This is a genomic window from Streptomyces sp. SID14515 (assembly GCF_010548505.1).
Taxonomy (GTDB): Bacteria; Actinomycetota; Actinomycetes; order Streptomycetales; family Streptomycetaceae; genus Streptomyces; species Streptomyces caviscabies.
On record NZ_JAAGMH010000046.1, the window covers coordinates 23,042 to 45,854 of the forward strand.

A 22,813-nucleotide genomic window follows, 5' to 3' on the forward strand; every position below is an offset into this window, starting at 1 on the left:
TCACGCAGAGTGATGCGCCTCACGCGTGGCGGCCTCTTCGGAGCGCTTCGCGGGGCTCCGCGCGGGGCGGCCCGGTGCTGGTCAGGCGAGTGGTACCGGGCGCGCCAGCAGATGGGCGGCCCGCTCCCACACCTCCGGCCCCTCCCCCGCGACAGCGGCGGCGAACCGCTCCGGGCGGGCGAGGAGCCGCCGGTGGCCGGGGTGGAGCGCGGTGTGCGCCTGGAGCCAGCCCGCCAGGACGTGCGGATCCCCCGGCGCGTCGGACCAGCGCTGCCGGTACGCCTCCCGTGCCGATGCGGCCTCACCATGGACCAGCAGGACGTCGGCGCGGCACGGCTCGGCCCCCTGGCGGACGCCGGAGGGGGCGCGGACGCCGGAAGGGGCGCGGACGTCGGAAGGAGCACGGGCACCGGAGGGAGCGCGGGCCCCGGAGGGTACGGAGACCGGGGCGAGGTCCGGGGCGAGGTCCGGGGCGAGGTCCGGGCGGAGGTAGAGCGCGCCCCGCACATCCTGCCAGTGGGTGCGCTCCGCGGCCGGGACGAGCCGGGGCGGCCGGGCCGGCGGGAGCGGCGTTCCGGAGCGCAGCGCCGCCGCCAGCCCGGCGCGCTCCTCGTCCGCGCACCGCAAGTGGCGCAGCCGCCACTCGGCCCGGTGGCCGGCCGCCGCCGCACGGGCCCGCGCCACGGCCCGCCCGTCCACCGGTTCGCGCAGCCAGCCGTCGACGGTGCGGGTGAGCCCGGCGACCAGTCGGCGGCCGGGGCCGGTGAGCGTGGCGCGGGTCGCCAGGGTCCGCAGGACCGTACGGGTCTGGATGCGGCGGAGCGCGAACCGGAAGGGCGCCAGGTCCAGCGGATCGGCCGCCCGGTCCCCGATCCGGTCCCGCCAGAACCCGGCGACGCCGACGAACGCGTACGCCCCGTGGAGGAGCCCCGGCAGATGGCGCGGGTCCGGGCGCCACGGGGCGTAGTGCTCCTCCGTACGGTCGTCGTCGAGCATCGCGAAGAGGTGGAGCAGCGCGCCGAGTTTGCTGTGCTGGAACTCGTGGACCATCGTTTCGGCGAGCGCGGCGCCGTTCGGCGGCTCTGCCACCACCATGGAGCCGAACGCGTCCGCCGTGGAGGCGCTGAGCCCCTCGACGGGTCCGTTCGGCAACCGTCCGGGCCAGGGCACGATGCGCCTGACCTCCTCGGGGCGCAGCGTGCCGGGGCCGGTGGAGCCGGAATCAGGCGTGGCATCGGCTCCGGCTCCGGAGCCGGAGCCGGAGCCGGAGCCGGAGCCGGGGACAGAGGTCGGGCCGGAGTCGAGCAGCGCGGCCGCTTCGGTGAACAGCCGCTGCCAGGCGCCGAGTTCCCGCACGGTGAGCCGACGGGGCGGAATCGGGCGGTCGAGGTCGCGGTAGGGGTCGGTGTCGTCGAGGGCGACCTCAGGCCCGCCCGGCCGGATCGACAGCCGGTGCGTCGGCCACCACACGGCGCTCTGCGGTGCGGTGAGCGGGCGCACGGTCAGCGCGATCGCGCCCGTGCCCCGTACGGTCGGGGCGAGGAGCAGCTCGCCCTCCCGCACGCGCGCGCGGACCGGCTGGAAGCCCGGCAGCGGAGTGCCCGGCAGCTGAGCGAGACCGAGCGTCGGCAGGGAGACCGCGCCTTCTCTCGCGGGCACGACGAGGTCGGCGGCCGTCCCGGCGCGCAGCGCGGCCACCAGGGCGACGGCGGCCAGGTGCCCGGCGTCCACCCAGAGCGGCGGGCCGACGGCGGACCCGTGCAGGCGGCGCAGGGTGTGGGCGAGCCAGCTACCCACCTGCGGGCTGAGCAGCAGCTCCTCGGCGCAGCCCGGCTTCCGCGCCTCGGCCTGCTCCACGGTCCGCCAGACGGCACCGAGGTCGGCGGGGCCGAGCAGGGTGGGCCGCTCCTCCAGCCGGCTCAGCAACTCGCCGATCAGGAGGAGGCGTCGGGACCGCTCGCCCTTCGCGAGGAAGCCGATGGCGTCCACCGACCCGCCGCCCGCGGCCAGTTCGTCGAACCAGTGGCCGGGCATCCGTATCGGTGCGCGCACCCGCTCTCCTCTGTCGTGGTCCCGACGTGCCCCTGCGGGGTCTCTCCCGGGCGGGCCGCACAGCGCTCAGTCGGCGCGAGCGGTGGGCGGTTCGGACAGCGTGCTGGTGCGCGCTCTTCGGATCTCCTCCAGCAGACGCTGTCCGGGAGCGGGAGCGAGGGCGCGCACGGCGGCGACGCCCACCTCCGCGAGGTCCGCGACATCGGACTCCAGGTAGTCGGCCGGATCACCGGCCGATGCCGTCTGCTGCAAGGCCTGTTCCCCCTTATCGGTCCGGCGGCACACGATGCCACCCGTCCTCCCCATCATGACGAATAGGTTGCCTTCCGGAAACCCGTGCGATCACGCCGCACGATCACGGGCCCGGTCGGCCCTCGTCCAGGAACTCCCGCAGGGCTTCCTCCAGTTCGGCGGCCCGGTCCGGGTCGTCGTCGAGCAGCGTGACGACCCGGTAGAGCTCCCAGGGGCCTTCCGGGCGCCGCCGCAGCGTCCGCAGGATGCCCAGAATGTCCGTACGGGGCACCGCGTGCCGCGGCATGCGGGCCACCAGGACGGGATCCAACTCCGCTACCATCGCCTGGCGTTCGTCGCGGTCGCTCATCAGCGGATAGGCGAGGAGCGCTTCGACCACCCGGACCAGCCCGCCGCCCGCCCGGTCCCGCCCGGGGCCGTTCCCGTTCCGTGGTGCGGGCGGGGCGGGCAGATGTTCCGTGTGTCCGGGGCGGTGCAGCTGGAGCGTGGGGAGCTGGGTGGAGCCTCCCTCGGCGCGCAGCCGGTCGAAGTGGCCCCGGACGGCCGCGAAGAGCGCCTCCGGGTCGGGGGCCGGGCCGCCGGGCAAGGTGGCCAGTTCGCGCAGGAGGATGTCCGAGAAGACACCCTGACCGCGTACGGGGTCGTTGGCCGCGCGCTGTCCCCGGTCGGCGGCCAGCAGCACGCTCTGCCGGTGGACCCGCAGGCGCTGCCCGGCGGGAAGGCTCCCGTCCGGGATCGTGACGGCCGGGCGGTGGCGCTCCTCGAAGGTCTGGCAGGCGTCGACGACCCAATTCTGCTCCGCGAACCCGGGCAGGACATCGCTGCTCAGGCGGCGGCGGGCGGACTCCAGGTCGATGTTGCGGCGGTCCGCTTCCGTGGCGTCGGCGCAGTAGAGCCGCAGGTGTTCGTCCCGGTCCAGGACGCCGTGCCCGCCCCACCAGATCCAGAGCATGTCCCCCTGGCGGGCGGGCAGTTCGTGGACCAGTGCCCGGCGCAGGGTCTCGTGGTCGGCGCCGCGGTGGCCGGTGACCGCGTCCGGGCCCTGCGCCGGGGCGAGGTGGAGCAGGATGTTGGCGTCCGGGACGCCCGTGGAGCGCAGCCAGTCCCGGAAGCGCAGGGCGTCGCGGACCGGGCCCGGCAGCGTCCAGCGGGGCCCCGCCGCATAGGCCTCGACGCCGACGACGAGCGCCACCACCCGGGCGGGGTCGACGGTGTGTGCGCTCAGGCCGGCCGAGTGGGCCGGGCCCGCGCTCACGGCAGCCGCTCCGCGATGGCGCGGTAGACGGCCGGGTCGCTCCAGTAGGCGCTGTGGGCGGCGGGGAACGGCTGCCGGTTGTCCGTCGCGATGTCCTCGGCCCGGCCGGGGAACACCGGTGCGGCGGCGAATCCGAGCAGATCGCGGCGGTCGTGGAGGTTGAGCCAGCCGGGGACGTGGGCGGGCAGGGGCTCCGGGTGGTCGAGGTGGGGCAGCGCCCCCGTCTCGTACAAGAACGGCGCCTGCGAGCCGACCGTGACCAGCAGCCGGACGCCGGGCAGTGGGGCCTCGATCAGGGTGTCGAGGGCGATGATCCCGCCGAGGCTGTGGCCGAGCAGGACGACCGGGGGCTCCACGGCGGCGACCAGCTCGCGCAGGGCGGTGCGCAGGGGGCCGCCGCGTACGAGGAACTTGAGCACATCGCCCGCCGCCGGATGGGCGGCCCCGGTGAGCGCGCGGCGGCGGCGCACCGCGTAACGAGAGCCGAGCCGCAGCACGGGCCGGCCGATCAGCCGGCCCACCGGCCCCCGGGTGGAGCCGGACGCGGTGGCGCCGAGCTCCCGGGCGATCCGGTCCACGGCGGCGTCGCGCGCCACGCCGTCGCAGACGACGGGCGCGTCCTCTGCCAGTGCCGCCCCGATCACGGCCGCTGCCAACGCGCGGGCCAGCAGCGGCGCCAGGTCTTCGGGGTCCAGGGCTTCGGCGGCCGGGGCGAGCAGGTGGCTGCGGGCGAGGTCGGCGGCCCGTGCCCCGAGGCCGGGCCCCAGCTCCGGGGCGACGCTCTCGCCGCGGGCCGCCAGCCGGACCAGCCGGTCCCGGAACTCCTCGTCCGGGAAGGCCGCGCCCGGGGGTATCGCTCCCGAGGGGCCGCGTGTGGCGGCGAGGGCCAACTCCGCCTCCGGGTCGCCGTAGAGGCGCTCCCAGGCGGCGGTCTCCGCGTCCTCGCCGTCATCCTCGCCCGCCACGTCCCGTTCGGTGGCCCCGGCCCCGTCCGGCGGAATGCTGGCCCCGCCCGCCGCGAGCCGGGCGCCGTGCCGCTCGCCCCAGTCGAGCGGCACGACCCGCACCCCCGGGGCGGCCTCGGCGAGCGAGGCCGTGACCCGTGCGTTCAGTGCCTCGGTGTGCGGCGGCCGTACGCCCGTGCCGTGGATGAATATGACCGTGGTCATGCGTCGCCCCCCGTCAGCGGCGTTCCCGCCGGCCGCAACCCGTCACACGTCTACCGTCACCGGCCTACCGGCCTGCCCGTCACACGTCCGGTGCCGGCGGCCTCCCGGCCCCGCCCCCGTACCCGTCCGTCACCTCACAACGGGATCACCGTCGCGTCGTACTCGATGCGCTGGTGCAGCCGGGCCGAGGTGCGCCACGGGTGCTCCTCGCCCAGAACACGCGTCAGGCCTTCCACCGCAAGGGTGTTGAGCCGGTCCGCCTCCGCCGAGTGACCCAGTCCGCGATGGTCCAGGGAGAGGTTCGCGACGCAGACCAGGGTGAAGGGGTGGTCCTCGCCCGCCACCTCGGTGAGCAGGGGCAGCGTGGCGCTGTCGACCTCCAGGGCGCCGGCGAAGTCCAGCCTGGCGTAGTGGTCGTTGGCCCGGCCGAACGCGGCGGCCAGAGAGTAGACGTGCCGCTCCCCCAGGTCCGCCCGGAGCCGCTCCCCCGCGACCGTGTCCAGCCGCTCGGCCTCCTCCACCTCGCCCAGGGCCCGCAGGGTGGCGGCCACGTTGATCATGGCGCACAGGGTGTACGGGTGGTGCTCGCCGAAGATGTCCCGGTAGCCGTCGAGGGTCTGCCGGCCGAGGCGGCGGGAGTCCTCCAGCCTGCCCGCGATCCGGCGGTCGACGACCGCCGCCAGGGCCGCCCCCAAGGTTTCCGGGTACGCCGCGCCGTACCTGCTGGTGAAGCGCTCCAGGATCTCCTCGACCAGCTCCGCCGCCCCCTCCAGGAATCCGGCCCGGCGCCGGCAGATCGCCAGGTTCAGCGCGGCCCGGATGGTCGCCGCGTTGGTGGGGCCGAAGTGGGTGCGGTAGGTCTGGTAGGTCGACTCCTGAAGGGCCCTGGCCTCCAGGAAGTCACCCGCCTCGCGGGTGTCCACCGCCAGGGCGCTCAGGGTGTTGACGGTGAGCCCGCTGGTCGGTCCGTAGAGCAACTCCCGCTGCCTGGCGGACTCCCCGTCGATCTCCCGCGCCTGCCGGAAGTCGCCGTTCACCCGCAGCGAGAGGCCGTAGCTGTGGGCCGCGCTCAGCGTCGTCGGATCCTCCGGACCGTAGAGGTCGCTCGCCCGCTCGAAGGCCTCCGCGCTCAGCTCGCGGGCGGCGTCGAAGTCGCCCCGGTACCGCAGCGAGCCGGCCAGCTGGAGCATGGAGTCGATCACCTCCTCCTCGGGGATCGGCGCGGTGCGCGAGACTTCCATGGCCTGTTCGCTCAGCGCCGCGGCCTCCGCGATCCGGCCGAGGTGATGGAGGTAGAAGCCGAGCATCTTGGTGATCCGGATGACGTGCAGGTCGTCCTCGGCGGACTGCTCGCTCCAGGCCTTCCACGCCTGCCGGGTCAGGTCCGCGCCCGCGTCGTGGGCGCCCCAGTAGTAGAGGAAGGTGACCATGTCGAAGACCAGGTCGCGCACCCAGGCGTCCGAGCTGTCGACCGCGCCGGAGGCGATCATGTGGGGCAGCAGTCCGAGGTAGGTCGACCACTGTTCCGGTGAGGCGGGCAGGCCCGGCTTGGCGGTGGTCAGGAGCAGATGGGCGGCGTTGCGCATCCGCTCCCGCTCCTCCGGCTCCAGCCGGGCGACGATCACGTTCTGCATGAGCCGGTGCATCTGGAGCGTGCCGGCCTTGTGGTCGAGGCGGACCAGCGAGAGCTTGCTCAGGTCGCGGGTGGCGCGGGCGAGCAGCAGCGGGTCGCGGAGCACGGGGTCCAGCTCGGGGGTGATCTGGACGTTGCGGCCGCCGCGGAGCATGTTCAGCGGGATGGGTTCGGGTGCCATGCAGGCGCAGATCTGCAGGAGTTGGCGGGCGGCCGGGTTCTCGGCGGTGAGCCTGCCGAGCGAGATGTCCCAGACCGCGGCGACGGGCAGCGGGTAGTCGGGGGACGGGGCCAGTTCGAGGATCTCGGGGCGGCGCTCGTCCAGCAGCTGGAGGTACTCGTCGACCGGCATGCCGGTGGCGGCGTGCCAGGCGCCGGCCTGCTCGACGGCCAGCGGCAGATCGCCGAGCGCCTCGGCGAGCCGGCCCGCGTCCTCGGTGCTCAGCCCCCGGGCCCGGCGCTGGAGCAGGGCGATGCTCTCCTCGCGGTCGAAGACGTCGACGCTCAGCGGCGTGGCGACCCGCTCCCACTCGCGGTTGCGCGAGGTGACGATGATCTTTCCGGGGCCGCCGTTGGGGAAGTACGAGCGCACCGCCTCGATGTCCTCGGCGTTGTCGAAGACCAGCAGCCAGTTGTCGAAGGGCTTGCCGGTGCGCAGGGCCTCGCGGACGGCGGGCACGGCGGTGTTGGCCTGCGGGCCCACCTGTAGTCCGAGGCCGGCCGCCAGCTCGGCGAGCGCGGCCAGGATCAGGCTTTCCTGTTCGGCGGGGATCCACCAGATGACGTTGTAGTCGCCACTGTGGCGGTAGACGTACTCCACCGCGATCTGTGATTTGCCCACGCCGCCGAGGCCGTGCAGAGCGTGCGGGAGGACCGCCGTCGTCTCGTCCTCGGTCAGCTGCCGCTCCACGGCGGCGAGAAGCGCCTCGCGGCCCGTGAAGTTGGGGTTCTTGGGCGGCACATTGCCCATGATCTTCGGCTGGCCCGAACGGACGAAGCGTGCTTCCGGCGTTTTGACTTCCATCTCCTTGTGGGCCCTCCGGGCGGTGTCTTCAGCTGGTGCCGAGGGGTCAGCTGCTGGTGGTGTCGTGGGCGGCACGGGTCCTCCTGGTGAAACGACGCTGTCCGGTGGCAGCTTTGCCCAATTCGGGGCGTCTTTCATCGGTTTCGCACCCATCTCACCCGGCTGGGCAGGGGGCTCGCCCGGCGGGCGCACCAGGCGGGCCGCCACCCGGGCGGCGCGGCCTGCGTACGGGCCGGCCAGCGCGCGCAGGACCGCCAGTTCGATCCGGAGCCAGGGGCGGGCGCCGGGTTCCGTGCCGGGCAGGGCGGTGCGCACCGGGTCGTGGAGGGCCGCGCGGAGCCGGGCGCCGTATCCCTTGCCCGTACGCAGTTCCGCCAGCAGGCCTACGGTGCGGGCGAGTTGGGTTCTGGTGCTGGTGGCGAGCAGCGCTTCGCGCACATCGTCGGCGAAGTCGGGGCCGCCCTCGGCCTCGGCGCCCCAGTCGATCAGACCGCCCATCATGACCTCGGCGATGTGCTCGGGCCCGGCGTCCGGCAGGGCCAGCTCGCGCAGCTCCTCGATGACGGCGAAGTCCATCGGGGCGAGGGCCAGCAGCCCGGCGAGCTGCCGGGCCAGGGGGCTGGCGAGCGAGCGGAACCTGCGTACGGCCGCGGCAGCCGCGCGGGGGCCGTCGACGACCGGGGTGCGCAGCCCGGGGGCGGATGCCCCCTTGGCCATCGCGCCCGCCAGGACGACCGGCAGGGTCCGTCGCACCCCGCGTTCGCCGGTCACCAGGTCGGCCCAGGCCCGGAAGGATCCGGCGCGGACGCTGAGCACCGGTACGGGCACGGTGTCGTCGTCCGGTTCGGGCAGCGGCCGGACGGGGTCGTGGGCGCCGTGCGGCGGGCGGCAGTGGAAGCGCCGGTTCGGCGCGCCGAAGCCGCCGGCGTCCAGCTGGGCGCGGAAGGGGAACAGCGAGGAGCGGTGGCGCAGATAGGGCGGCAGGAGGTGGACGAGCGCGGTGGGCCCGCCCGAGGTGAGCCGGCCGAGTAACCGGTCGGCTCCGGGGCCCGCCCAGCCGTGGGCGAGCCCGTCCGTGACGACGAGGAAGAGCCGGGCGCTCCGGCCGTCGAGCAGTTCGGCGGGGTCGCCGTCGCGCCCGCCGGGCCAGCGCAGGGCGGGTTCTCCGTCCGCGGCGGGCAGGGTCACGCCGACGGTGCGGACGTCGCGGAAGGCCCCGCTGCGGGCGGCCTCGTCGGCGATCTGCCGGACGGTGCCGTGCCACGGCGGCATGGTGGGGGCGCCGTCGACGAGGAGCACCAGGTCGAAGGCGCGCTCGCGGTCGGGGAGGAAATAGGGGACCCAGAGCCCGTCGGTGAGCCCGTGCTCGGCGGTGCTCTCCTCGTCCAGCACGCCGCGACCACCGGTGGGCACCCGGCGGCCCAGCCCACGCAACGACCTGGCCAGCCGCAACGGGGCCGTCCGCACGGCCCGGTCGCGCCCGGCGCCCGGCAGCCGGCCGGGGCCGGTGCGCGTGCGCTCCTCGACGGTCCGGATCTCCCGTTCGTACGCCGCGGGCCCCGGCAGCCCGGAGGCTCCGGGCACGGCGTCGGGCGCGGGGGCGGACGGTGCGTCGGGGACCGGGCCGAGCAGGGACTCGGGTGTATCGGCGTTCGGTGGCTCATCGAGGGACGGGCGGGCGGGGCGGGGCGCGTCGAGGCGCCGTTCGGCGTGGGAAGGGTGGTCCGGGGCGGGCCCGGTGGTGCGGTGGGCGTCGAGCCGGGCGGCGGCGAGCCAGGCGGCGTCGGCGAGCTCCGTCCAGTCGGCGCCGCCCGGGTCGTACGGGCTGCCGTCCTCGTGTCGGTCGCCGGTGGCGCGATCGGGGGAGGCGGCCGGCGCGGACGCGGGGTCCGGAGCGCGCTCCCTGGGCAAGCCGTTCATCAGCGGCCCTTCGAGAGGTCTCGGAGGAGCATCTCGACGAGCTTACGCCCGTCGGCATCGGGTTGAAAACCGCCCGCGGTCGTCAGCTGGACGGCGTTGAGCAACTGGTCGATCGACTGGGTGCCGCCGCCGCGCTGCCGGTTGACGAACTCGTCCACCAGCGCCTCGACGCCTTCCGGGCGTTGTCGCAGATGGCTGACGACGATGCCGATCAGCTGCTCGCGGCCCGGCGGCTCCATCTCCAGCGGCAGGCAGCGGCGGCGGAACGCGGCCGGGAACTCCCGTTCGCCGTTGCTGGTGATGACGACGACGGGGAACTGCGCGCATTCCACCCGGCCGCCCTCGATCCTCGCCGTGCCGCGCGGGTCGTCGGTGAACACGGTCGCCGACTCCTCGTTGCTGCGGACGAGTTCGGGGATCTCGTAGCTGCCGTTCTCCAGGACGTGCAGGAGGTCGTTGGGCAGGTCGATGTCGCTCTTGTCCAGCTCGTCGACGAGCAGCACCCGGGGGCGTTCGTGGGCGAGCAGGGCCGTGCCGAGCGGGCCGAGGGTGACGAAGTCGCCGAGCGCGGGCGGCCCTTGGCCGGTCACACCGCGTTCGTCCGCGTCCTCGCCGGCACCGTCCGGTGCCGGGCCGTGCGCGTTCCCGGCGTCGGCGGCCCGCCAGGCCGCGATGGCCTGGGCACGGCCGATCGCGTCGTACGCGTACAGGCCGCCCCTGAGCGTGCTGCGGCTGACGACGCTCCAGGGCAGGACCCGGCCGAGCCCCAGCTCACGGGCGATCAGATAGGCCAGGGTGGACTTGCCGACGCCCGGCGGACCGGTGATGAGCAGCGGGCGGCGCAGCAGCAGGGCCGCGTTGACCGCGTCGATCTCCTCGCGGCGGAGTTGCGGCCCGTCCTGGACCCGGCCGAGGCGGCGCTCGGCGGCGCGGTCGTCCTCGGGCGGTGGCGGCTGGAGCGGTTCGCCGGGGAACGTACGCCAGGGCGGCGGCGCGGGCAGCTCCGGCGGCTCGCCCACGGGCGCCTTGCCGGTCGCGTGGAAGACCCACCACGGGGGCGGCGGTGCGGCAGAGGTCGGTCCGGTCATGCCGACAACAACTCCTCACGATCGACCAGTCGGTACGGGTCGTCCCACAAGAACGCGATGTGCCTGCCCACCCACAGCGGGCCGTCCTCGTCGATCTCCGCTCCTATCCTCAACCTGTTCACGGTTTCCGGCAGTTGGGTGTACGGGTGCCCCAGAAGCAGGGTGAGCAGCTCGCTGGAGTGCGAGGTGCTCTCCAGCCTGCGGTCCCAGGCGGCGAGACCGATGCCCTCGACGACGGCGGTCTGCAGCGCCTCCAGGCCGTGCCCCTGGACGGCGGGCGCGTCGAGGATGACCGCGGTCAGCGACTCGTCGCCGGCGAGGTTGGCGCGCCAGCGCTCGAAGCCGTCCCGGTCCGCGCTCTTCCAGCGGTGCGCGGCCGGGGCCGGCGCGGTGCGCAGCCGGTCCCAGCGGGCCTGCCAGCGGCGCAGCTGCCCGGCGTCACCGCGCATCCGGTCCAGGCTGCGCAGATGGACCCGGTAGCGCAGGCCGAGCGGCCAGGGCCTCAGGGCTCCGGTACCCAGTTCCAGGCGGGCCATGTCGTGGTTGAGCAGGTCGAAGGGGAGCAGGAACTCGACGTGGACCGGGCCCTGTTCGTCGATCGCGGGCCGGTCGGCCCACAGCGCCTCGCCCTGCTCGACGGCGCGTTCGACCGCTCCGGCCAGGGTGTCCAGGGTGACGGTCTCCACCTGGCCCGGTTCCGGTCGCCAGTAGCCGGGGGCCTTGTTGATCCAGTGCCGGACGAAGACGTCCGGCGAACCGTCCCGGGCCGGGTCGACCATCACGACCAGGCACCGGGGCACGGTCGGATCGGGGCCGGCGGGCCGCTCCAGGCGTCGTCGGCAGACGGCGAGCGCCTCCGACGCCCCGGGGATCGCCGCCCGGGCGTCGTCGGCCGGTGCGGTGGGGTCGCCCGTCGCCCAGCGGTCCGACCAACGGCGCAGCGGCGCGCCCCGCTCGGCCGACAGGGCGGCGGCCGCCTCGACCAGCACGACCGCGGCCGGAAGACCGTCGGCGCGCGCGGTCATGTCCTGGGCGTGGTCGAAGAGTTCGGCCGGGGTTCCGCCGTCGGGCAGTTCGCCGGGCAGCTCCTCGGCGAGCAGGGCGCGCAGCCGTCCGCCGTCGATGTCCCTCGCCTCGTCGAGCAGCCGGCGCGCCTGCCGGGCGATGTCCTGGGCGAAGACGGGCGCGGGCCAGGGGCCAGGCCGGTCGCCGTCGGTCCGGATGCCCGCCTCGGCGGCGATCCGCTCGGCGTCGTCCTTGCCGGAGACGGCGCGGACCGCGTAGAGGAGCGCCTCGGGGCCGCCGGGCCGGTGGATCACCTTGCGGACCACGTGCATCATGTCGATGCGGGGCGTGCTGTCCGGGTAGGTCAGTTCGATGTCGAGTCGGTACGCCACCGTGTCCACGAACTCGTACCGCTGGCCCCGGTCCTTGACGCAGTCGAGCAGGGTCAGCGCATCGACCAGGGTCTGCACCAGGTCCGGTCCCGGGCGCCCGTGCGGGACAGCGTTCACAGCCGACCATCCCCCGCCGAGTCGGTCCAACTCACATGGCTGACGGCGAAGTTATCACGGTTGAATCTTCGGCAACCAGGATCTTGTCCGGCCCCGTCGCGCCCCTTTCGAACACCGCCTCAGGACCGGGGCACGGCCCCGGTGGGGCGGGCCCGCCGGAACGCCAGGTCCCGTTCGCGGACCAGGCCGTCGGGGCCCGCCGAGCGGAGCACCACGTCCAGGGCGCGGTCGGGGTCGGCGGCGTACACGGTGCTGAACCAGGCCATGTTGGCCTCGACGACGGCCCAGTCGGCCGCTGCGGCAGGCCCTGGGCCGGGTCGGCGCATCCGTCCGACGTCCACGACGACGGCTCCGGGCAGCGTGGCCCCGCACGCGTCGGTGAGCCGGCGGACGAAGGCGCGTACGGCCGCCTCCTGGGGGTGGCCGTCCAGCGGGGCCGCGTCGAGCCGCCCGTACACGGCGTACCGCGATCCGGTGCGGATCTCGCCGTCGAGCAGGAAGAGTCTGAACTCGTCTTCCCAGGTGACCACTTCGCTGATCTGGACGAGCGGATCGCCGGAGCCCGGCGGCGGTGCCGGGATGCACGCGCCGTCCTCGTGGACGGCGGCCGGGAAGCTCTTGTCGGTGGGCGGTTTCACGAAGAGCGGGCCGGTACGGCGGCGGGCCTCGGAGAGGGGAACCCGGCTGATGTCGCGGCCGGTGAAGGCGACCGGAAGGGCGTCCAGCCATCCGTCGTGCGGCTCCAGGAGCGCCACCCCGAGCGGGCCGGCGACCCGGGCGGCGAAGCGCGGGCCTCCGTAGTAGTGCCCGTGCCCGTCCTGCCGCCCGCGGTACCGCTCGGGGACTCCGTCGGCGGGCAGCACGACCACCTCCATGCCGCGTCGGCGTGCCGCTTCGGACAGGAGGGAGGCCGTGCCGGAGCGGTGCGGCGCGAGCGCCAGGAACCCCGGTCCGGATGTCATGCGGCCCCTCCCCTGTCCCGCCGGTCGCGCCGTCAGCCCAGGAGGACGGGGAAGGCGGCCAGGTCGTTCTGCGTCATCACCGGAAGCTTGGTGATCTTTTCGTCCGGGACGGCGAGGCGGAGTCCGGGGAAGCGGGCGAACAGGGCGGGCAGCGCGATGCCGGCCTCGACGCGCGAAAGGGCCGCGCCGGGGCAGATGTGCGGGCCGTGGCCGAAGGTCATGTGGCGGGCCCGCGTGGGCCGGGTGATGTCGAAGGCGTCGGCGTCGGGGCCGTGCTGCTCGGTGTCGCGTCCGATGGCCCGGTAGGAGATGACGACTCCCTCGCCCTTGCGGATCACCTCGTCGCCGACGGCTATGTCCTCGGTGGCGAACCGCATCAGCAGGTGGGTGGTGGGGGTGTCCCAGCGCAGCGTCTCCTCGACCACGGCGTCCCAGCCGATCTGTCCGGCGAGCACCGCGTGGAGCTGGTCGGGGTGGGAGAGGAGGGCCCGCACGGCGTTGAGGACGAGGCCGATGGTGGTCTCGTGACCGGCGGCGACCATGGCCTTGAGGTTGCCCACCACCTCTTCCTCGGTGAGCGGGTCGCCGCCCTCCTCGGCCAGGATCAGCGCGCTGGTGAGGTCGTCGGTGGGCCGGGCGGTCTTCTCCCGGACGAGGTCGGTGTAGAAGACGTCCAACTCGGCCAGCAGCGCGAGTCGTTCGTCCTGCGGGGTGAGCATGGAGAAGAACGCCTTGTACTGCCGGGTGAGCATGGCGTGCTGGGACTCGTCGACGCCCATGAGCATGCCGACGACTTTCATCGGCAGCGGCTGGGCGAACACCGCCTTCAGGTCGACGACGCCGTCCTCGCCCTGCGCGGCTTCGAGGGCGTCGAGCAGCTCCTCGGTGAACTTCTCGATGTCCGGGCGGATCGCTTCGAGGCGGCGCGGGGTGAGCGCCTGCGAGGTCTTGGTGCGCAGCCGACGGTGTTCGGAGCCGTCGACGGTGAACATGGAACGCCCGGCGTCGATCATGCCGATCAGCGGCCATGCACGTGTCACCACTCCGCTCTGCCACAGGCCCCAGGCGTCGATGTCCTTCACCAGCCTTGGTTCGACGAGGAGTTGACGCGCCTCGGCGTGCCGGGTGACCGTCCAGGCCGGCACGCCGAGCAGGTCGATCCGGGCGAGGACCCCGGCGTCGCGCAGCCGTGCGGTCTCGCCGTCCAGGTCCTGGACCATGGGGTCGATGGTGATGACCCCGGCGCTCCGGTCGGCTTGTGCGGCTTCGGCGTGCGGGCAGTTCACAACGCGTCTCCTGTCGTACGTACGGGGGTGAAGCGGACGGGCAGCGCGGTGGTCCCGCGCAGGAATGCGGACGGCCGGCGGACCAGTTCGGCGGCGGGGACGGCCAGTTCGAGGTCGGGCAGCCGGTCCAGCAGCACCTCGATGCCGGTACGGGCGATGATCTCGGCGATCTCCTGGGCGGGGAAGGGGCAGCGGTACTCGCCGTGGCTGAACGCCAGGTGCGCGCTGTTGCCGCCCTGCCCGGAGCGTACGGCGGAGGCGGTGACCTGCTGCCGGATGTGCGGGTCGGCGTTGGCGGCGCCGAGCCCGAGCAGCAGCATGTCGCCGCGGGCGATGCTCCGTCCGCCGAGCCGGGTGTCGCGCGCGGCCCAGCGACCGGCCAGGATCTGGGTGGGGCCGTCCTCCCAGAGCACTTCGTTCATGGCTTCGGCGACACTGTGCCGGCCGCCGGACAGGGCGTCGGCGAACTGGTCCTCGGTGAGCATCAGCCGGGTGGAGTTGCCGATCCAGTCGGCGGTGGCCAGATGCCCGGCCGCCGTGATGGCCATCAGGTCGAGCGCGTACTCCTCGTCGGTGAACGGTTCGGGGTGGGCGAGCATCCGGGAGGTCACGTCGTCGCCGGGCCGCTCCCGCTTGGCCGCGACGAGCCGGTGCATGTGCTCGCCGAAGCGCAGGTGCGCCTTCTGGGCCCCGGGCCCGCCGTCGGCGAGGTCCTTGAGCACCCGTGCGATGTCGGCGCCCTCGTCGTCGGGGAAGCCGATGAGCCGGGCGAGCACCAGGACGGGCAGCGGCTCGGCGAACTCGGCGACGAGGTCGGCCGTGCCCCGGCTGCACACGGCGTCGATGAGCCGGTCGGCCAACTGCTCGCAGTGCTGCCGGATCTCGAAGGGATCGGCCCCTTCGAGGGCCGGTACGACCATCTCGACGTGCCGGCGGTGCTCGGCCCCGGCGGTGAAGTAGATGGACGGCATGGGGGTACCCACCATGGGCAGTAGCGGCCAGTCGGCGGGGATGTTCTCCCACTGGTTCCACAGCGACACGTCCCGGGGGTACAGCTCCCCGTCGCTGGTGACCTGGTGGAGTTCCCGGTAGCCGATCACCAGCCAGGCGGGGAAGCCGCCGGGCAGCTCGACCGGGACGACGGGCCCGTGTTCGCGCCGCATGGACCGGTAGAGCGCCTGCGGTTCGGTGGGGAAGCCGGGCCCGCCGAGCGCGACGGCACCCGTGTCGGCGCCCATGGGGCAGCCTCCGCCGGCACCGGCCGTGGACGCGGGCATGGCGGACGGGGGGTTCGTCATCGTACGGACTCCAGTGGCGACGGCTTCGCGCGTTGTGACCATACGATCAACGCGGCACCACTATAAGGAGGTTGCGTGAAGCCTTGGAGGCCTAGAGCGATCATTTTCGACCGAACGTGGAACGGTTCGGTCTTACTCTTCCCTTTTCCCCGGGGTGAAGGCCACCTGGACGCTCCACTCCCCGGTCCTGAGCGTCAGTCCGTCCGTCAGGTCCTTCGACCGCTCCAGGTCGGTCAGCCACAGGTTGACGGCCGAGCCCAGGAGCACCGGGTCGAGCACGGGCCGCCGAGCACCCCACTCGCGTTCGGTACGAGCCTCCAACTGCCGCCCGCCGCGTAGCTGTACGAGACAGCGGGTCTCGTCCAGCCGGGCTACCAGGACGTTGAGGTTCTCGTGGCGGACGGCCGCGTCCGCGATCCAGTCGAGCGCGGCCACCTCCGCGTCCGCGACCGTACGGGCCAGCACCTCCGCGGCGTGGGGCCAGTGGGGATGGTTCTCCTCGGTGGTGACGGCGTAGAAGCCGAGGGCCTCAGTGTGGTGCCCGGCGACAAGGGGCCGCCGCCGGATGTCCACGGTGCCCCACGCGTCGTGGGTCCCCGTCACGTCGTACGCCGTGACCTGCGCCCGTCGCACCGGTTCGGGCGCCGGTACGGGAAGGGGCCTCGGCGACCCCGGGGGCAACCGGACCCCGCGCTCGGCGAGGAACTCGTACATCCGGGCCCGCGTCACCTCACCGGAGGTGTCGACCGACGCCAACTGCCCGTCGACCACGGGCCGCAGCGTCGCCGGGTCGTGCAGGCGCGCGGCGTCCAGCAGTTGCGCGAGGACATCCCCCTCGGGGTCCAGACGCGGCGCGCCCCGGGCGAACGCGGCGGCGGGAGAGAGCGGGTCCAGCTCGTCGAGGCCGGTGGCCGCGAGCATCGTGACGCGGTCCGCGGCGGCCGAGTAGAACGACGTACTGCCGTGGTCGCCGACCACCCAGTCGCTGGCCACCACCGCGGCCCGCCACCCCTCCTGAGGCGGAATGATCATGAGTCCGGCGTCCATCGCGGCCCCGAGCCGCTCCAGCACCCCGGCGCGGGTGTGCCGGGCCCACACGTTGGGGTGGAAGACGGCGGCGACCGCGAACTCGTCGGCCGGGAGCGAGGTGACCAGCCGCAGCGGCAGCTCCGGATGCCGCCCGAGCAGCGAGTGCTCGCTCCAGGTGGAGTGGACGACGACCAGCCGCCGCCCGTCGACCGCGCCGAGCCGCGAACGGTACCGGTCCCGGTGGGACATGCTCTCGGTGATGCGCTGGAAGCACCAGTCGCCGACGGCCAGGGCGTACGGCGCCGCCTCGGGGCAGATCTCGGTGAGCCGGTCGATCTGCCCCTGGTGGGAGACGCCGATGGCCTTCGGAACGACCTTTCCCCGCCACATCAGCTCCCGCCGCGACAGCCCGGCGGGGGCGAGGGCCTCGCCCGTCGACTCGGTGACGAGGCGGTTGTACCCGGCGCCGTGCGGCAGCACCATCAGCGGGGCGTCGAGCCTGCGCATCGTCGGATGCACCGAACAGCTCACGGCCAGATCGAAATGGCGCCGGGTCGCCTCCTTCCAGCTCAGCACATGGATCCCGAGGCCGGACAGGTAGGAGTCGAGCCCATCGGCGAACGCCGATCCCGGATTGACCGTGTAGTACTTCTCGATGCCGTCCTCGCGCCGCAGCAGATGCATCACGTCCACCACGCGGGTGGCGGACGTGAGGGTCCGGGCCACTCCGAGCACCTTGGCCTTCGGCGCGTCCAGGGTGTTCCAGCGGGACGGGGCCGTCGGGCCGGAACGACGGAACCAGCCGGACGGGCGGCTCAGCAGTGATGACACCGAGGACAACGCGTGGCTCCGGGGAAGGTAAAGGGACAGGGAGAAGGGTAGGCGGAGGCTCAGGCCGTCGGCGCGGCCGGTGGCCTCAGCCCCATGGTCCGCCGCAGCGTGGCGAGCTTCTCCTCGCAGGCGGCCCGCAGCGGCCGGTCCTCGGCCCGGTCGGCCAGTGCGGTGAGCAGTTCGAGCGCCTGGTCGAGCTTGGCGAACTGTTTGAGCCCGGCCGCCGCGTCGGCCGCCGCGCCCGCGGCGGCGACCGCCCGGTCCAGCGATCCGGCCCCGGCGAAGGCGTGGGCCCGTACGAGGTCGATCCGGGGCAGCATGGGTTCGTCGCCGGTGCTCCGGGCGGTCTCGGCCGCCTCGTCCAGCACGTCGAGGGCGTCGGTCCACCGCTCCCCCGCCACCAGCGCCTGGGCCACGTTGTAGCTCTGCACGACGATGCCGTGCGGGTCGGGGACGGCGCGGTTGGCCGCCAGCGCGCGTTCGAAGAGCTGCCGCGCCTCCTCGGCCCGCCGGCGCGCCGCCCCGGGCGACACCTCCGACCGGCCACGCGCCAGGGCGATGAGCCCGCGGCTCTCCTGGACGACCCCGCTCAGCCGCGGGTCTCCGGCCAGCCCCAGCAAGTCGACCGCGGCGTCGAGCTGGGACTCCGCGCGGTCGAGGTCGCCCAGCTCGTAGGCGGCCCGGGCGACCTGGTTCCGCATCCGGATCTCGACGTCGGGGCGCGCCTGGTGCTGGGCCGCCTCGATGCCGAGGAGGCCCGACTCGACGCAGTCCGCGAGGTGTTTACGGCTGTGGTAGAGCGCCCACAGCGATTCGCAGAGCCGCCACACCTCCTCGTACCAGCCTTCGTCGGCGGCGACCCGGATGGCGCCCTGGAGGTTGACGCGTTCCGCGTCGAGCCACTCCAGGGCCTCGGGCCGGTCGGTGAACAGCGTGCCCCGCACGGCGAGTTCCGAGAGCGGGCGGCCCGGCGGCGGCTGAATCCGGAACCGGTCGCCCAGCACCAGCGCGTCGCCGTGGGCCGCCGCGTCGGCGTAGAAGTCCACGACGAGCCGCAGGACGGCCCGCCGCCGCTCCTCGGGCAACGCCCGTGCGCGCAGCCGGGCATGGGCCCGCACCACGTCGTGCAGCCGGTAGCGGCGGGGCCGGTCCGACGACTCCACCAGGACCGCGAGCCGGCAGGACAGCAGCTCACCGAGGCCCTCGTCGACCCGGGTGGCGCCGGCGGCCGTCAGCAGATCGGCTGTGGCCGTCGTGCCGGGCAGGACGCCCAGGAGGTCGTAGAGGTGGCGGGTGTGTCCGGCCACCCCGGCCACCACCGAGTCCAGCACCGCGTCGACGGCCTCGCCCACGCCGCCCTCCTCGGTCCCTCCGCCCGCGCCCATGGCCACCGCCATCGCCTCCCTTACGCCGTCGTCGCCCGTTCCGTACCGCCCGGCCGTCAGATCACGCACCACATCGTCGAGGGTCAGCTGCGGCCGAGCCGCCAGCCACTCCAGCGCCGCCCGCAGCGCCAACGGGTGCCCCGCGCAGAGCCGTACGACACCGGCGGCCGTCCCCTCGTCCGCGTCGGCGTGCCAACGGCGTACGAGCTCCGTCCCCGCCGCCTCGTCCAGCGGGGCGACATCGATGAGCGCCGCCCCGTCCATCAGCAGCGACGGCAGGACCCGGCGCCCGGTCGCCACGAGCAGCCCCTGCGGCGGCACGAGGGCCCTCGCCTCCGGGGCGTGCTGGACGTCGTCCACCTTCACCAGGAGGCGGAGCCTGGCGGCGACGCTGCGGAACAGCGCCGTCCGTTCGGCGAGTCCGCCGGGCACGTAGTCCTTGTGGACCTTGAGGGCACGCAGGAACTCCCCGAGCACCGCGGCGAGGTCGACCGCTCCGTCCCGGCGATGGTCCGCCAGGTCGACGTAGAGCTGGCCGTCGGGAAAGAGCTGGTGCAGCTCGCGCCGGACGGCCTGGGCGACGAGCTGCGTCTTGCCGACCCCGCCGACCCCGACCACCAGCACGACACCCGGCTCCGGTCCGGCAGCCAGGGACAGGGCCGCGTCCCGCAGATCGGCCAGCTCCTTCGTCCGGTTGACGAACACCCGGCTGGGCATGGGCCCCTGGCTCGGCGGGACGTCCGGCGGGGGCGTCGGCAACTGGAGGCCCTCGATGTGCTGCGCCATCAGGACAGGCCCGACGATGACGGCGTCCCCCGACACCGTGTTGTACGCCGCGTTGTGCGCCGTTCCGCCGCCGTCGGTACCGAGGCTGTTCAACCCGTCTCCTTCCACCGGTGCGGCCACCCTCGCGCAGGTGATCGCGCCGGTTCCCTTCCCGGCTTCCGTGGACCGGAACCCGCCCCGGCCTCGCACTGTAGTCCCGCCGCTCTACGATCGGGGGCGTGTGCGCAGACGTCATAGTTGCCGAGGACGACGAGAAGCAGGCCGAACTCGTACGCCGCTATCTGGAACGGGAAGGACACGCCGTACGGATCGTGGGCGACGGCCTCGCCGCGCTCGACGCCGTCCGGCACCAGGAGCCCGACCTGCTCGTTCTCGATGTGATGATGCCCCGGGCCGACGGCTTGGACGTGGTGCGGGTGCTGCGGGCCGAGGACCGCGAGCTGCCGGTGCTGATGCTGACCGCCCGGTCGACCGAGGACGATCTCCTGCTCGGTCTCGACCTCGGCGCCGACGACTACATGACCAAGCCCTACAGTCCGCGCGAGCTGATGGCCCGCGTCCGTACCCTGCTGCGGCGGACCCGACGGCCGCTCGCCCCGGAGCCGGTGACCGTGGACCCCGTCCTGCGCGTCGGCGCCCTCGTGGTCGACCCGGAGCGGCACGAGGTGTCGGTGGGCGGCGCGACGGTGGAGTGCACCCCGGGCGAGTTCCGGATCCTGGCGGCCCTGGCGGCGGAGCCGGACCGGGTGTTCAGTCGGCAGCGGCTGCTGGAGGAACTCCACGGCTTCGACCGCTACATCAGCGCCCGGACCGTCGACGTGCACGTCATGAACCTGCGCAAGAAGATCGAGCGGGCCCCGCGCCGGCCGGAGCGGCTGCTCACGGTCTTCGGCGTCGGCTACAAACTCACCGACCCGGCGAAGGCCGCCCGGCGTGCGTAGGGTGCGCGGTCACGGAGCCCGGGCGGAGGGGCCGGGCCGGGCGCGGCTGCCGCTGCGCCGGAGCCTGCTGGGGCGGCTGCTCGCGGTTTCGGCGCTGGTGGCCGCGTGTTCGGTGGCGGCCACCGCCTGGATCGCCGTACAGACCACCTCGGGCGCGATCAAGCAGGAGCAGGGGCAGAACCTCACCGCGGACGCGCGGATCTACGACACCCTGCTGGACTACGCCGCCCGCAACCCGACGTGGGACGGGGTCGGTGCGACGGTGCGGGAGCTGGCCCGGGAGTCGGGCCGCCGGGTCGCCCTGACGACGCAGAGCCGGCAGCCGCTCGCCGACTCCGCCACCGCGGCGACCGCCCCGGCGCTCCCGCCGCAGGCGTCCGCCGTGGTCGACCCGTTGTCCGTGGACACCGTCCTGGCGGCGCGCGGCACCGACGGGCAGCGCACGGCGGCCGACCGTATCGATCCCCGGGCGGTGGGGCCCTTCCGGCTGTCGACGGCCGACAGCGCGGCGTTGCGGCGGACCGCCGACGCCAAGGTGGAGTGCCTGAACCGGGCGGGGATCGCCTCGGACGTGGTGGTCGGCGCGAGCGGCCGGCCCCGGGTGCAGATCGTGGGCAACGATCCCGAACGCGCCCTGGGCACCCGCTGCGATCTCGCCGCGCTGGACACGCCGACCCGTTCGGAACAGAAGGCGCTCGACGCGCTCACCGAACTGGCCGACGCCTGTCTGAAGCGCCAGGGCCGCGAGGGGGTGCGGCTGAACAACGATCTGTCCTGGGGCGATCCGGCCGCCGTGGAAGTACCGGGCGAAGCCGGGCCACTGGCCCCGAGGCCGGTGCCGGAGCCGGCGCCGCGCGACGCCCCCTCGAAGGAGGCCGCGCCGTCCGTCGTACCGCCGGAGCGCACCGGGGAGAACGACCGGGCCATCGCCTCCTGTGTGGGCACGGCCCGCAGCGAACAGCTCAGCTCGTACGTGGCCTCCCCCGCGCTCCTCTTCATCGGCGACGAGGGCGGTGCGACGCTGCCCGGCTTCGACCTCTCCCCCGCGAACACGGCCAGGATCGCCGGCGCCGCGGCGCTCGTGCTGGCCCTCACCGTGGGCGCGTCCGTGTTCGCGGGCGCCCGGCTGGTGCGCCCGCTGCACGCGCTGACCGGTGCGGCGCAGCGGATGCGGCACGGGGAGCAGCCGGCGTCGGTGCCGGTGTCGGGGGACGACGAGGTCGGGCGGCTGGCCGCGGCGTTCAACGACATGTCCGCGCACCGGGCGCGGCTGGAGGAACAGCGCAAGGCCATGGTGAGCGACGTCGCCCATGAGCTGCGCACCCCGCTGAGCAACATCCGGGGCTGGCTGGAAGCCGCCCAGGACGGACTCGCCGACCCCGACCCGGCGTTCGTCTCCTCGTTGCTGGAGGAGGCCGTGCTGCTCCAGCACATCATCGACGACCTCCAGGACCTGGCCGCGGCCGACGCCGGGGTGCTGCGGCTGCATCCCGAACCCGTCGGGATCCGGGAGCTGCTGAGCCAGGTCGCCGCCGCCCACCAGGCGCGGGCGGAGAACGCGGGCGTCACGCTCGGCGTCGCGGCCACCGCCCCGGACCCGGCCCTGTGCGCGGACCCGGTCAGGCTCCGGCAGGCGGTGGGCAACCTGGTGTCCAACGCGGTACGGCACACACCGGAGGGCGGGCGGGTGACGCTGCGCGCGTACGCCTCGGGTGCCTCGGGTGCCTCTGACGGCTCCGGCGGCTCCGGCGGCTCCGCGAAGGGGGACGGCACGGTGGTGATCGAAGTGACGGACACCGGCTCCGGCATCCCCGCCGAAGATCTCCCGCACGTCTTCGACCGGTTCTGGCGCGCCGAGAAGTCCCGCAGCCGCCGCACGGGCGGCAGCGGCCTGGGCCTGGCCATCGTCCGCAAGCTGGTCGAGGCGCACGGCGGCACGGTGGAGGTGACGAGTACCGAGGGCGAAGGGTCGACGTTCACTCTCCGGCTGCCCGCCGGAACGGAGCCGTCCGGCCCCTGATGGGATGACCACGGCGTTCTGACAGCTTCTTCATATCTCCACGCCAGCCTGGCGGCATGCCCCGTCCCCGGTGCGAACCCGCGTCCGGGACCGTCACGGGGCCGAGTATGGAATGGAGCCATCCGTATGACCGCTTTGATCTCTCGCCCCACCCTGCGTGCGGCCGTCCTCGCCGCCGTCGCGGCCGGTGCGGTGCTGGTCCCGTCCGCCGCCGCCTTCGCCGACGCCTCCCCGAAGCCGTCGGAGCCCGCCGTGGCCACGCCGTCCCCGGAGCGGAGCAAGGCCGCTGCGGAAGCCCCGAAGGAGGCCGCCCCGGCGGTCACCCCGCGCGGCGGCGTGGCGGCGGGCGACCGCCCGGCGCCCGCGGC

General features: G+C 74.3%; 14 protein-coding genes and 1 pseudogene. 3 read left to right on the plus strand and 12 right to left on the minus strand.

All coding sequences use genetic code 11. The features are described from left to right. Positions 1 to 81: 81 nt before the first annotated feature. From G3I54_RS09325 to G3I54_RS09380, 12 genes are all read right to left on the minus strand, one after another. A complete protein-coding gene (locus tag G3I54_RS09325) occupies positions 82 to 2,052 on the minus strand; it encodes an HEXXH motif domain-containing protein (RefSeq protein WP_164612963.1) in 1,971 nt (656 codons plus the stop codon). A gap of 66 nt (positions 2,053 to 2,118) precedes the next feature. Then, positions 2,119 to 2,304: a hypothetical protein gene (locus G3I54_RS09330; protein ID WP_239144304.1), complete on the minus strand. Its 186-nt coding sequence runs from the start codon at positions 2,302 to 2,304 to the stop codon at positions 2,119 to 2,121. Positions 2,305 to 2,407: 103 nt separating this feature from the next. Next, positions 2,408 to 3,559 carry a caspase family protein gene (locus G3I54_RS09335; protein WP_164612965.1) on the minus strand — a complete coding sequence of 384 codons (1,152 nt, stop codon included), beginning with the start codon at positions 3,557 to 3,559 and terminating at the stop codon, positions 2,408 to 2,410. After that, entirely contained in the window at positions 3,556 to 4,728 is a 1,173-nt protein-coding gene (locus tag G3I54_RS09340; protein ID WP_164612967.1) for an alpha/beta fold hydrolase, read from the minus strand. The genes G3I54_RS09335 and G3I54_RS09340 overlap by 4 nt, the downstream gene beginning before the upstream one ends. A gap of 134 nt (positions 4,729 to 4,862) precedes the next feature. Beyond that, positions 4,863 to 9,305, minus strand: a complete 4,443-nt coding sequence (gene fxsT, locus G3I54_RS09345) for an FxSxx-COOH system tetratricopeptide repeat protein (protein ID WP_164612969.1) — start codon at positions 9,303 to 9,305, stop codon at positions 4,863 to 4,865. Beyond that, positions 9,305 to 10,393, minus strand: a complete 1,089-nt coding sequence (locus G3I54_RS09350; protein ID WP_164612971.1) for an AAA family ATPase — start codon at positions 10,391 to 10,393, stop codon at positions 9,305 to 9,307. Before G3I54_RS09350 ends, fxsT begins: the two co-directional genes overlap by 1 nt. Continuing rightward, on the minus strand, positions 10,390 to 11,907 hold the full coding sequence (locus G3I54_RS09355) for a hypothetical protein (RefSeq protein WP_164612973.1): 1,518 nt from the start codon (positions 11,905 to 11,907) through the stop codon (positions 10,390 to 10,392). Before G3I54_RS09355 ends, G3I54_RS09350 begins: the two co-directional genes overlap by 4 nt. Positions 11,908 to 12,026: 119 nt before the next feature. Further along, positions 12,027 to 12,869, minus strand: a complete 843-nt coding sequence (locus G3I54_RS09360; RefSeq protein ID WP_164612975.1) for an ATP-grasp domain-containing protein — start codon at positions 12,867 to 12,869, stop codon at positions 12,027 to 12,029. A 32-nt stretch (positions 12,870 to 12,901) separates the two neighbouring features. Further along, positions 12,902 to 14,155, minus strand: a complete 1,254-nt coding sequence (locus G3I54_RS09365; RefSeq protein ID WP_164612977.1) for a cytochrome P450 — start codon at positions 14,153 to 14,155, stop codon at positions 12,902 to 12,904. Next, positions 14,152 to 15,453, minus strand: coding sequence for a cytochrome P450 (locus G3I54_RS09370; protein ID WP_164612978.1), 1,302 nt, complete (start codon positions 15,451 to 15,453; stop codon positions 14,152 to 14,154). Before G3I54_RS09370 ends, G3I54_RS09365 begins: the two co-directional genes overlap by 4 nt. Positions 15,454 to 15,585: 132 nt before the next feature. Beyond that, a complete protein-coding gene (locus tag G3I54_RS09375; RefSeq protein WP_164612980.1) occupies positions 15,586 to 17,322 on the minus strand; it encodes a hypothetical protein in 1,737 nt (578 codons plus the stop codon). Positions 17,323 to 17,372: 50 nt separating this feature from the next. Beyond that, positions 17,373 to 19,577 (minus strand): regulator, encoded by a 2,205-nt coding sequence (locus tag G3I54_RS09380; protein WP_164612982.1) that lies wholly within the window; start codon positions 19,575 to 19,577, stop codon positions 17,373 to 17,375. Positions 19,578 to 19,702: 125 nt separating this feature from the next. Here G3I54_RS09380 and G3I54_RS09385 point away from each other — a divergent pair, with 125 nt between their 5' ends. From G3I54_RS09385 to G3I54_RS09395, 3 genes and pseudogenes are all read left to right on the plus strand, one after another. Continuing rightward, positions 19,703 to 20,425 carry a response regulator transcription factor gene (locus G3I54_RS09385; RefSeq protein ID WP_343240294.1) on the plus strand — a complete coding sequence of 241 codons (723 nt, stop codon included), beginning with the start codon at positions 19,703 to 19,705 and terminating at the stop codon, positions 20,423 to 20,425. Beyond that, complete coding sequence (locus G3I54_RS09390) at positions 20,418 to 22,445, plus strand: HAMP domain-containing sensor histidine kinase (protein ID WP_343240295.1); 2,028 nt, start codon at positions 20,418 to 20,420, stop codon at positions 22,443 to 22,445. Before G3I54_RS09385 ends, G3I54_RS09390 begins: the two co-directional genes overlap by 8 nt. Positions 22,446 to 22,580: 135 nt before the next feature. After that, positions 22,581 to 22,813: pseudogene (locus tag G3I54_RS09395) on the plus strand (hypothetical protein); the annotation flags it as partial.